The following is an 8,749-nucleotide window of genomic DNA, read 5'->3' as shown; positions in this document are numbered from 1 at the left end:
CACCGGGCAGCCGTCGGTGCGGGTCAGGGCCGCGCTGTCGGCGCTGTCGCCATTGGGGTTTTTCGGTTGGGCCGGGGCGTCGTCGTGGGGTTCGTATTTTTTCAGCGTGGTGTTGCGTTGCGCATCCCAGCGTAATTGCATCCGACCTTTTTTTACTCCGGCTGCGATGCCCCGCGCTGCCACGGTTTTATAGCGGTCGACGTAACCCATGAAGCCGTTGACGAGGGCGAATATCGCGCCAATGAAACGCTGTACGGCATTCATCAGGCTTGCACTGTGCTTGGCCAGCCGCATCGACAGGTAAGCGATACCGGCCCCCGCTCCGGCAAAGGTCAGGAGCAGGCCGATCAGCAGGTCGAGCAGCAACTGCACCACCACCGTCGACAAGGCTTCGGCTGTTTCGCCGGCGAGTTCGCTGGGCGGCAGCATCTCCAGCCAGAGGCTGGCGGTGCGCATCAGCAAGCACAGCGCCGCTTCGTCACTGGCCAGCAACTGCAGTTTCGCCATCACTTGCGGTGCTGTCTGCGCCAGCTTCACCAACTGCCCGGCACTTTCACCCAGCCGATCTGCAAACTCGCCAGGATCCTTGAGGATGTCCGAGAGCAGGCCGATGCTGTCCCACACCCCTTCGATTGCCGCCCAACTGCCGGCGAGCAAGCCGTTGCCCACGGCACTGGCCGAAGTGACGAGGGATTGCTGCGCCCATTGCGGCTTGAACCCCAGCCACTCGCCGCGCAGCCAGTCTGTCAGCTCCGTGGTCAGGCCATCGTAGGAAGAAAATAGCTGACTGATCTGCGCGGGCGATACCTCGCCCTGGACATGAACCCGATAGAACCTGCCCGCCTCCCCCCTGAAGGTTCCCACCCCCTGGGTATCCAGGGTGACCGGCGTGACCTCGCCACTGTCCACCGCCACGACATCCACCACGATGTCGCCCAGCGGAACGTCGTACACCGACTCCAGCTTGCTCTCGATCGTCATTACCCCGCCTTGGGGGCATTGGACGACGGCAGAGAGAAAATCATCGTCGCCGCTGCTGACGGCGGTAGTGCTGTCACCGAAGCGGATCAGCCGCTCCATGCCCATCAGCGAAGGCAGGTCGGCCGCCTGGCTGGCCTGGTCCGCCGCACGGCCATACCAGCGCTCCAGTTGCTCGCGATAGAGGGAAAGGGTGTCTTTGAAACTGTCGAGCGCCTGCTCGATACGGTGCACCTGATCCATCAAGGCATGACGCGATCAAGGGCCTGCAGGAAAAACCGGTCGAACATGGGCAAACGCCTCGCAGCACTCAGGAAGCGCGAGACTTTGCCGGGGATGGCTGAGGAAATAAGTCAGGGAAATATGCAGTGGGTGTAGGGCGATTCGCTAAATGCGAAAAACCATTACCGCTCTGGCGGAATAGGTCAAAAATGGAGGACGTCGGCTACTGCACAGAGCACGCACCAGTTACAGGACGCTACTGGTCAGCCCTTTCAACTCGTAGCTTCTCCTGCTCCCTAAGCAATGTCTGCGCGACCTGCTCAATGAAGTCAAACACTTCCTCTTGCACTGAATACTTGTACTGTTTGCGTCGATGCTTCGAGACCACGCCATTTTGCGCCAGACACATCATCGCCAGATTGGACAAGTCACTGCCTCGGACATCGTAACGCTCATCAACAGCCTTAACGATTCTGTCGTAGTTTTCGAGGAAAACGGTTTCTTCACGAAGCTCAACTTCAAGCGCTCGCTTAGCCATCTCCAGAGTGAATCGCACGCACGACGTGGCGTCCCAGAATCGATAAATCGCCGGGTGACCAGTGAAGTCAAATGACAGGTTACCCTGATCAATCCACCGGACATTCCAGAACTCTCGCGCAGGCCGTGAGAACTCCTGCAAGGTTTCCAGGTAGAGGCGCTCCTCACGCTTCATAGCCACTGATACCGGAAGCAGCAAACCATGTTCCAAAGCGCCAGCGCGGCACAATGTCTGATGGACAAGGAAGCGTGAGAGTCGGCCATTCCCATCCATGAAAGGGTGAAGGAAAACGAAACCAAACGAAATGATCCCAGCTGCGACCAACGGATCGATATGTGCCGTTGCCTCATTGCCCAGGGCCATAAGCTGCTCCATCAACTCTCGACACAGGTCTGGAGCGGGCGGCACATACGTTACGCCAGCGGCACCTTGCAGGCCGTTAGCCAAGTGATTCTGTTCATGGCGGAACGCAGCAGCCTTATCGTAGGGGTTGGAAATCGTCGCATTCTGGAGAGCCACCAGATAGTCCTCACTCAAAGGAATGCGTTCATGCGCCTGCCTGAGCAGTTGAATAAAACGTCTGGATTTATCCTCGCTCGGCGACTCCTTCTCGATGGCGAACGAGTCCTGGGTTTCGTGCAGATAAGCCCAGTTGATTGCCCGATCCATCATTCCCGATGGGAGCCCCCGAATGAACGCCTGCGCGCGCTCGAGGATATTATGCTGTAGCAACTCCATGACCTGCGGTGTCCGCTCAACAGTAGCGCAGTAGGCCAGTGTGCCTATGCCATTGAACTCGACTCGCCAGCGGGAGCTACGTTCGCCAGGCATCGTCAGGTACTGTTCTGGATCGAATAATGGAATGAAGCTTCCTTTCACCGGTGAGGATTGGGCCACCTCGTCGCCGGTGAATGCTTCGCGCAGGAAGCAGGCCTTGCGGATGTAGATCCCGTTCGGAGCATCTTTCAACTCCGCTTCAAAGGCGTCGAGCGAAATCTGAGGTAACGCCTGGGCTAGAATAGCTAGATTGATGCCCTCATGTTTCAAGGCAAAGAGTACATGCCCCAGCAGATCATCTGGTCCAGGGGCTATACCGGGCGGAACAGCAAGCGTATCGCCAATCCGTTCCAACCGGGTTACAGGCTGCACTCTGGCAGGCTGACGCAAAGGGAAGACTGACAGTTGCAGAGCATCCTGCAGCCAAGCATATCCAGCTGAATTCATGGCGCGCAAATCCTTTAGTTTTGATTTGGCCGCACATTTTTTTTTCACTCGGCCAATAAAATCTTCAGATTGACCGATTATCCAGAGTTTTTCTTAACTCGCCAGCTGCGGAATCCACCAAAGCATTTCAGGCCTCCGCCGACTCCGGATACTCATACTCGAACACCCGGACCACTTCCGAAGCATGCCAGGACGCGGCGGCCACGCCATCGGAGGGGCCGGAAAAGCGCCCCAGGCGTTCCACGCATTCGAAGAAACCGGTGCGTGGCAACCGGCTGGCGCCCTGGCTGATAACCAGGGAGCTGCGCAACGGCTGTTCGGCCCGGGCGTCCAGCGCCGCCAGATGTTCAAGGGCGGCGGTCAGGGTCTGCATGGCCGGACTGGGCAGCTGCAAACGCTCCAGCAAAGCACGATACGTCAACAAATGGCGCTGGCGGCGCGCCTGGTCCAACTCACCCAACAACCCATCCCAATGCTGCCGACTGATACGTACACTCACGATCCTTCCCTCCAACCCGGCACCGTCAATTCCCAGGCCAGACTACGCCGAATCGCAGCATCGGGCTGACGCTCGCCGCTTTCGATCATGGCCAGATAAGACGGGCTGATACCTACCGTGCGGGCCAACGCCTCGATGGCGATGCCCTTCCCTTCGCGCAAACTGCGTAATTGATCCAGGCCAGGAAGAATCTGGTCCGGTGCCGCCGCGTGCAGGGCCTTGGCCTCTTGCGGCGGTGCTTGATGGATGCCTGCGGCTTTCAACAACGACTGGTACTGGTCCCACGGCAAAACCGCGTACTCGGGCTCTCCGTCGCGTGTGATTATCTGAATATCCATCTCTACCCCGTAGGACGATGACACTTAGCGAGTCAGCCTTTTCCTTGGAAGTGTAATCCTAAATGGCGGCTAAGGTCGCGGGGTGATGGTCGCCCGAAGGGAAACGAACGGAATCAGGGCTTTTTCTGTTCCTGAAGCTGCAGTTGTCGAGGGGTATCGGGAAGTCTTTCGACCCGTGCGAGCTTGTCGGGGGACTGCGCATCACGCCAGGCGCGGAAGGCACTGAGCTCGTCATCAAGGGTTTTCATGATCCACGCCAGCACGGCGATATCGTCGATCATGCCAAACATCGGCAGCAGATCCGGTATCGCATCCAGGGGGCTGAGGAAATACATGAGCCCTGCCACCACCGATAACAGCGACTTGGCACTGACCGCACGGTATTCGCCACGCCAATAAGCCAGGCACAACGCCTGCAACAAACGCAGATCGTCCTTGAGTCTCCCCAGCCGTCCACCCTCCCGGGCCCCCTTGCGGGCGACGGCAAACAGGAGCGTTGGTAAACGGCCACGGGCCAGCAACCGCCCTGCCAAGGGCAGGAATCGTGCAAAATTCCACGGTGCCTTCATTTTTTCTTCCTACTGAAATGTTATCCACACAAATTGTGGATAACCTTGTGAACAGAGCTTCATTTCACCGCTGAAGCCCGCATTTCATAAGGGCCAAACTCAGATCGGGCGTTTTTTACTCACATAAAAAACCCAATATTTCATTGACTTGACGGGCGGACTGGGTCTAGCAAGCACCCGTATTGCCTATGACTGCCGCCTGCGCTGTGCGTTCGGTTTTTTCGGATTTTCCGCAGCCCGGATGCAACAACGCCCCGCATAAGCGAGGCGTTGTTGTTATAGCAGACGCGATTACTTGGCTGCGTCTTCTTTTGCCGGATCCTTGATCGCCAGCAGTTCCAGGTCGAAGACCAGAACCGAGTTGGCAGGGATCGCAGGGCTCGGGCTCTGGGCACCGTAGGCCAGGTCGCTCGGGATGTACAGCTTGTACTTCTCGCCGACATGCATCAGTTGCAGGCCTTCGACCCAACCCGGGATCACGCCGCTGACCGGCAGGTCGATCGGGCTACCGCGTTCCACGGAGCTGTCGAACACCGTGCCATTGGTCAGTTTGCCGGTGTAGTGCACAGTCACGACGTCAGTCGGCTTGGGCTGCGGGCCGTCAGCTTTCTTGACCACTTCGTATTGCAAGCCGGAAGCGGTGGTGGTCACGCCAGCCTTCTTGCCGTTTTCCTCGAGGAATTTCTTGCCGGCGGCCGCCGACTCTTCACTCATCTTGGCCATGCGCTCTTCGGCACGCTTTTGCAGCGCGGCAAAGGCTTCGACCAACTCTTCGTCTTTCAGCTTCTGTTCTTTCTTGCCGACGGCATCTTCGATGCCTTGGGCGACCGCTTTGGAGTCCAGGTCGTCCATACCTTCCTGAGCCAGGCTTTTGCCCATGTTCAGGCCGATACCGTAGGAAGCTTTCTGCGCCGGGGTTTTCAGCTCAACGCTGGTCTGCGAGTCGCAACCTGCGAGTACCAGGCCAACCAGGGCAACCGCTGCCGCCAACCGATGCTGTTTCATGCTATTTCCTTGTTCATGCGCCTAAAGGGCAATCGAGTAAAGCCGCGAGCTTATCAGGCCGCCACGACCAATGGCTACCGGCATGTGAGCCGAAAACCGGGGATAAGTTCAGGTGCCACAAACGCTTTTTGATCGTGTGCAGATGAAGCATCTGTCATCTATTACGTACAGGGACCTATCGCCGCATCCTGCCGACCAACAAATAATGGCCACTTGCCGGCCGCGCAGCACTGAGGCATAAGGGCGTATCAAAAATACAAGGACGTGACCGTGCGCCTCCTCTCTCGCATTTTCCTATTTCTTCTCGTGTTGGTAATGGTCGCCGTGGCCGTGGTGCTTTATTACGTCGCCAATCCCAGACTGCCGTTCTACACCCCCGTCGAACAGGTGCACTACCTGGACCAATGGAGCGCCGCCGAGCGCCAGACGTATTACTTCACACCCCAGGGGACGCAAGTCAAAGGCCTGCGCTACGAATGGTTCACGGCCCTCGAACTGCCATTCTCGCAGCAGCGCTTCGCGTCGCCCGAATACCTGGCGCGCTTCGGCTTTCTGGTCGATCCGGCGCAGAAAGCCTCCCAGGACAACCCCGGTAACCTGCCGGTGGGTTTTGCGCGACACCAGAACCCGGGCAGCACCGAACAATTCCTGGACATCACCTGCGCCGCCTGCCACACCGGCGAATTACGTTTCAAGGGCCAGGCAATACGGATCGACGGCGGTTCGGCGCAACATGTCCTGCCCTCCAGCGTGCCAACCTTGCGCGGTGGCAGCTTCGGACAGGCACTGGTCGCCAGCCTCGCCTCGACCTACTACAACCCCTGGAAATTCGAACGCTTCGCCCGTCAGGTCCTGGGCCAGGACTACGACGATGACCGTCACGACGCCTTGCGCAAGGCCTTCAAGGACTCCCTGGATACGTTCCTGCGGGTTGCCTGGAATGATACCCATCGCGGTCTTTACCCCACCGAAGAAGGGCCTGGCCGCACAGACGCGTTTGGTCGCATCGCCAATGCCAGCTTCGGCGATGCCATTTCGGCGAAGAATTACCGGGTCGCCGACGCCCCGGTGGATTATCCGCAGTTGTGGGATATCTGGACCTTCGACTGGGTGCAATGGAACGGCTCGGCCCAACAGCCGATGGCCCGCAATGTTGGTGAAGCACTGGGTGTCGGCGCTACGCTGAATTTCTTCGATGCCCAGGGCAAGCCGTTGCAGGGCGATGCGCGCTACCCCTCCAGCGTACGCGTGCGCGATCTGCATACGATCGAAGAAACCCTGCAACTGCTCAAGCCCCCGGCGTGGCCGGAAGCACTGCTGGGCCCGATCGATAAACCCCTGGCCGCCAAAGGTCGGGCACTGTTCGCGGAAAACTGCGCCGGCTGCCACGTGCCAAAAGTAGTCCAGGGACCCGACAGACCGGTCCAGCAACTGCACATGTTGCCGGTGAACGTGATCGGCACCGACCCGGGCACGGCCAATAACATTGCCGACCACCGCTTCGACTTGACCGACCTGCAATGGGAGCCGGCCGAACTGGCGAAGCTGGATGTGCAACTGCACCCCGCTACGACGCAGCCGCTGGACCTGAGCCAGGTTTCGGTCGCCAAGGGCCTGGCCTACGTCACGGCGTTCGTCGAGAGCCGCGCCTACCGCGACGCCGGCGTCACCCCGGTCGAGCGGCCGGCCATGGATGGCTTCGGCCTGCCCATCGGTGTACGCGAACTGCGCGCCTACAAGGCCCGGCCACTGGCCGGCGTCTGGGCCACGCCACCGTTCCTGCATAACGGCTCGGTGCCGACGATCTATCAGTTGCTGTCCCCTCAGGATGAACGGGCGACCACCTTCTATAAGGGCAGCTTCGAGTACGATCCCCGGCACCTGGGTTACCGCACCGAAGCCTTCACCAACGGTTTTCTCTTCGACACCCGGATCACCGGCAACCATAACAGCGGTCATGAATTCCGCGCTGGCGAACGGGGCAACGGGGTGATCGGTCGCCTGCTGCAGCCGCAGGAGCGCTGGGCATTGCTGGAGTACCTCAAGGTGCTGGGCGGGCCGTTGGAGTCGCAACTGTGATGACGAACTTCTCAGGTAAAAGGATTGCCCCATGCTGATTACGCTCTGGCTGCGCCTCGGCGCCTTTCTGGGCAAGACCCTCCTCTGGCTGCTGGGCATCGGTTTGCTCGGCTGGGCGCTCGCCACGGCCTGGTTCGCCTGGCAATACAACGGCCCGGTGTCGGACAAGGAACAGATACCGTCCGGCGAAGCCGCCATGACCCAGGAGATCATCCAGACCGCCATCCGCATCGTCGATCAGCATCGCGAAGGCACGCGCTATCTGCGCGACGCCCACGCCAAGGCTCATGGCTGCGTGATGGCTGAAGTCCAGGTGCCGAGCGACCTGCCCGCCCCCCTGCGTCAGGGCGTGTTTGCCGAGCCGGGCAAGGTCTGGCAAGCGACGATGCGCCTGTCCAACGGCAACGCGTACCCACAGTTCGATAGCCTGCGGGATGCGCGAGGGATGGCCATCAAACTGCTGAACGTACCGGGCAAGGCATTGCTGGCGGATAGACAGTCACAGGGCGAACAGGATTTCGTGATGTTCAATCACCCAAATTTCTTCGTCAGTGATGTCGCCGAGTACCGTCAGAATGTGGCCGCCCAGGCCGACGGCAAAAAAGTGATGGCGTTCTTTCCTGGGCTGGACCCGCGCAGCTGGCAGATCCGCCATCTGTTCATCGCCCTGGCGACGCTGTCACCGCCTCCCGTCAGTCCGACCCAGACTACGTACTTTTCAGTATCGCCCTACAAGTTCGGCGAGGCTAACGCCAAGTTTCGTGTAGCACCAGACCCGGACAGTTGCCCAAGCTATACCCTGCCGCCACAAAACCAGGCACTGCCGAATTTCCTGCGCAGTGCGTTGCATCAGCAGTTATCCACAGACCGCGTGCCGGCGTGTTTTGTCCTGCAGATCCAACGCCAGGACCCAGGCAAATACATGCCGATCGAGGACACCAGCATTGAATGGCGAGAAAGTGACGCGCCGTTCGAGACGGTGGCGCGAATCAAGGTACCGCCCCAGGACTTCGACAACCCCAAGCTGAACCTGGCCTGCGACAACCAGTCGTTCAACCCCTGGTTCGGCATCGAGGCGCATCGCCCTATTGGCGGCATCAACCGCTTGCGTAAAGCAGTGTATGAGGCAGTCAGCGATTACCGTCACAGCCGGAATGCCGAGCAGTAGATAAAAGGCAGACAACAAAAAGCCCGCTCAATGAGCGTAATGCTGTTCACTTAAGCATTTGAGTCCAAGCCGGGCTTTCTAGAAAATCCGATACCAGTCCTCTGGTATCGGATTTTTTATGCCCATTCA

At 59.1% G+C, this 8,749-nt stretch carries 7 protein-coding genes and 1 pseudogene; 2 read left to right on the top strand and 6 right to left on the bottom strand.

The features are described from left to right. The 6 genes and pseudogenes from FBY02_RS27780 to FBY02_RS27755 all read right to left on the bottom strand — a co-directional run. A pseudogene (locus tag FBY02_RS27780) lies at nt 1–1,221 on the bottom strand (type IV secretion protein Rhs); the annotation flags it as partial. A 235-nt stretch (nt 1,222–1,456) separates the two neighbouring features. Beyond that, a complete protein-coding gene (locus FBY02_RS27775; RefSeq protein ID WP_144931708.1) occupies nt 1,457–2,962 on the bottom strand; it encodes a Fic family protein in 1,506 nt (501 codons plus the stop codon). Between the two features lie 127 nt (nt 2,963–3,089). Next, on the bottom strand, nt 3,090–3,461 hold the full coding sequence (locus tag FBY02_RS27770) for a hypothetical protein (protein WP_003179080.1): 372 nt from the start codon (nt 3,459–3,461) through the stop codon (nt 3,090–3,092). After that, the gene (locus FBY02_RS27765) at nt 3,458–3,799 is read right to left on the bottom strand and encodes a helix-turn-helix domain-containing protein (RefSeq protein WP_144931706.1); all 342 of its coding nucleotides are present in this window, start codon (nt 3,797–3,799) and stop codon (nt 3,458–3,460) included. The genes FBY02_RS27770 and FBY02_RS27765 overlap by 4 nt, the downstream gene beginning before the upstream one ends. Nucleotides 3,800–3,912: 113 nt before the next feature. Then, complete coding sequence (locus tag FBY02_RS27760) at nt 3,913–4,368, bottom strand: YkvA family protein (RefSeq protein WP_144931704.1); 456 nt, start codon at nt 4,366–4,368, stop codon at nt 3,913–3,915. Nucleotides 4,369–4,659: 291 nt separating this feature from the next. Further along, on the bottom strand, nt 4,660–5,373 hold the full coding sequence (locus FBY02_RS27755; RefSeq protein WP_003204577.1) for an FKBP-type peptidyl-prolyl cis-trans isomerase: 714 nt from the start codon (nt 5,371–5,373) through the stop codon (nt 4,660–4,662). A gap of 315 nt (nt 5,374–5,688) precedes the next feature. On the opposite strand from FBY02_RS27755, the gene FBY02_RS27750 reads away from it, so the two are divergent. Together FBY02_RS27750 and FBY02_RS27745 are read left to right on the top strand one after the other, a co-directional pair. Continuing rightward, nucleotides 5,689–7,452 (top strand): di-heme-cytochrome C peroxidase, encoded by a 1,764-nt coding sequence (locus FBY02_RS27750; RefSeq protein WP_371921444.1) that lies wholly within the window; start codon nt 5,689–5,691, stop codon nt 7,450–7,452. Nucleotides 7,453–7,483: 31 nt separating this feature from the next. Continuing rightward, nucleotides 7,484–8,620 carry a catalase family protein gene (locus FBY02_RS27745; protein ID WP_144931700.1) on the top strand — a complete coding sequence of 379 codons (1,137 nt, stop codon included), beginning with the start codon at nt 7,484–7,486 and terminating at the stop codon, nt 8,618–8,620. Nucleotides 8,621–8,749 lie beyond the last annotated feature (129 nt).

The organism is Pseudomonas sp. SJZ078 (assembly GCF_007828255.1).
In the GTDB taxonomy this organism is placed as follows: domain Bacteria; phylum Pseudomonadota; class Gammaproteobacteria; order Pseudomonadales; family Pseudomonadaceae; genus Aquipseudomonas.
The sequence above is the reverse complement of the archived record's forward strand: the minus strand, read 5'-3'. Positions and strand labels throughout refer to the sequence as shown.

Bases quoted from the DNA above. Each gene is read 5' to 3' on its own strand.
- FBY02_RS27765 (WP_144931706.1), bottom strand. From the start codon at position 3,799: ATGGATATTCAGATAATCACACGCGACGGAGAGCCCGAGTACGCGGTT.
- FBY02_RS27745 (WP_144931700.1), top strand. From the start codon at position 7,484: ATGCTGATTACGCTCTGGCTGCGCCTCGGCGCCTTTCTGGGCAAGACC.
- FBY02_RS27760 (WP_144931704.1), bottom strand. From the start codon at position 4,368: ATGAAGGCACCGTGGAATTTTGCACGATTCCTGCCCTTGGCAGGGCGG.
- FBY02_RS27755 (WP_003204577.1), bottom strand. From the start codon at position 5,373: ATGAAACAGCATCGGTTGGCGGCAGCGGTTGCCCTGGTTGGCCTGGTA.
- FBY02_RS27750 (WP_371921444.1), top strand. From the start codon at position 5,689: ATGGTCGCCGTGGCCGTGGTGCTTTATTACGTCGCCAATCCCAGACTG.
- FBY02_RS27775 (WP_144931708.1), bottom strand. From the start codon at position 2,962: ATGAATTCAGCTGGATATGCTTGGCTGCAGGATGCTCTGCAACTGTCA.